At 73.7% G+C, this 2,413-nt stretch carries 1 protein-coding gene; it reads left to right on the top strand.

Translation table 11 applies throughout. The features are described from left to right. A partial coding sequence (locus ACWEBX_RS39200; protein WP_451889479.1) for a condensation domain-containing protein occupies nucleotides 1–2,413 on the top strand: 2,413 nt, incomplete at both ends.

The raw sequence follows: 2,413 nt of genomic DNA on the forward strand, positions 1-2,413 counted from the left end.
TCGCCGAGGTGCTGGGCGCGTCGCGGGTCTGGGCCGACGACAACTTCTTCGACCTGGGCGGGCACTCCCTGCTCGCCACCCGGCTGGTCTCGCGGGTCCGGGCGACCCTAGGTGTCGAGCTGGAGCTGCGCAGCCTGTTCCGGACGCCGACGCCCGCCGGGCTCGCGGCCGGGCTGCACGACGCCGGCACCGCGCGGCAGGCCCTCGTCCCCCGGCCCCGCCGCGAGCCCATGCCGCTGTCGTTCGCGCAGCGCCGGCTCTGGTTCCTCCAGCGGTTCGGGACGCCGAGCGCCACCTACCACATGCCGCTCGCCCTGCGGCTGTCCGGCGACCTCGACCGGGCCGCGCTGAGTACCGCGCTCGCCGACCTGGTGGCCCGGCACGAGACCCTGCGCACGGTCTTCCCGCACACCGACGGCGTTCCGCACCAGCGGGTGCTGGACGCCACCGAGGCCCCCGTCCCGCTGGCCGGGCACACGGTCGGCGAGGCGGAGGTTCCGGCCCTGCTGCGCGAGGCGGCGGTGCGGGCGTTCGACCTGACGTCGGAACTGCCGCTGCGGGTGGAGCTGTTCGAGGTCGGGCCGCAGGAGCACGTACTGCTGCTGGTGCTGCACCACATCGCGGGTGACGGCTGGTCCATGGGCCCGCTGGCCCGCGACCTCGCCGCGGCCTACGCCACCCGGCGGGGCGGTGGGGCGCCCGAGTGGTCACCGCTTCCGGTGACGTACGGCGACTACACCCTGTGGCAGCACGAGATCCTCGGCGACGAGCACGACGCGGACAGTGTGTTCGCGTGCCAGGTCGCCTACTGGACCGAGGCGCTGGCCGGGCTGCCCGACCAGTTGCACCTGCCCGTCGACCGGCCGCGTCCAGCCGCCATGTCGTACCGCGGCGACCTGCTGGACGTCCGGATCGACGCCGAACTGCACGCCGCCCTGGTGAAGTTGGCGCGGCGCACCGGCAGCAGTCTGTTCATGGTGCTTCAGGCTGCGCTGGCGGCGCTGTACACACGGCTGGGCGCAGGGACGGACATCCCGATCGGAAGCCCGATCGCGGGACGCACGGACGAAGCGCTGGACGACCTGGTCGGGTTCTTCGTGAACACCCTGGTACTGCGCACCGACACCGGCGGAGATCCGAGCTTCACCGAACTGCTGGGGCGGGTACGCGAGACGGCGCTGTCGGCGTACGCGCACCAGGACGTGCCCTTCGAACAGCTCGTGGAGGCGCTGAACCCGTCCCGATCCCTGTCCCACCATCCGCTGTTCCAGACCGGACTGGTCGTGCAGAACGCGCCGGGCGGCGACTTCGAGCTGCCCGGCCTGAGGGCCACCGGGGTGGCCGTGCCCACCGGGACCTCCCGGCTCGACCTGACCTTCGGCCTGGCGGAGCAGCACGGGTCCGACGGCACTCCGGCCGGCCTCAGCGGTGCGGTCGAGTTCAGCACCGACCTGTTCGACCGTTCCACGGTGGAGACCCTCTTCGCCCGGTGGACCCGGCTGCTGGCCGCGGTCGCGGCCGCTCCGGACCGGCCGATCGGCGGGATCGACCTGCTGTCCGACGAGGAGCGCCGCGAGCTGCTGCCCGCCGCCGGGAGCGGGGCCGCCGTCACGAGCCTGCCGGAGATGCTCGCCGCGCAGGTGGCGGCGACACCGGACGGGACCGCGCTCGTGTGCGGTGAAGTCGAGTTGACGTACCGTCAGCTGAACGCGCGGGCGAACCGGTTCGCACACGAGCTGATCGCCCGGGGCGTGGGCCCGGAGCAGACCGTGGCGGTCGCCCTGCCCCGGTCGCCGGAGTCCGTCGTGGCGGTCCTGGGCGTACTGAAGGCCGGAGCCGCCTACCTGCCGGTCGACCCGACGTATCCCGAGTCACGGATCGCGTTCATGCTGGACGACGCCCGCCCGACCGTGACGGTCGACGACCCGGCCATGGTCGACGCGGGCGACCGGCCGGACACCGACCCACAGATCGCACTCGACGTCCGGCACCCGGCGTACGTGATCTACACCTCCGGCTCCACCGGCCGCCCCAAGGGCGTCATGGTGAGCCACGGCGGTGTGGCGGGCCTGGTGGCGGCGCAGGTCGAGAGGCTAGGGGTGGCGCCGGGCAGCCGGGTGCTCCAGTTCGCCTCGCCCAGCTTCGACGCGTCGTTCTGGGACCTGTGCGGCGCCCTGCTCACCGGTGCCGCCCTCGTCCTGGCCCCGTCCGAGGCCCCGCTGGAGGCCCTGACGGACCGCCGGCTCGACATCACCCATGTGACACTGCCGCCCTCGGCGCTGGCGGCGCTGGACGGGGCCGACGTCACGGCCGCCACTCTGGTGGTGGCGGGTGAGGCCTGCACGGCGGAGCTGGTGGCCCGGTGGGCCCCCGGGCGCCGGATGATCAACGCGTACGGTCCGACGGAGACGAC

It is taken from the genome of Streptomyces sp. NPDC005070 (assembly GCF_053600395.1).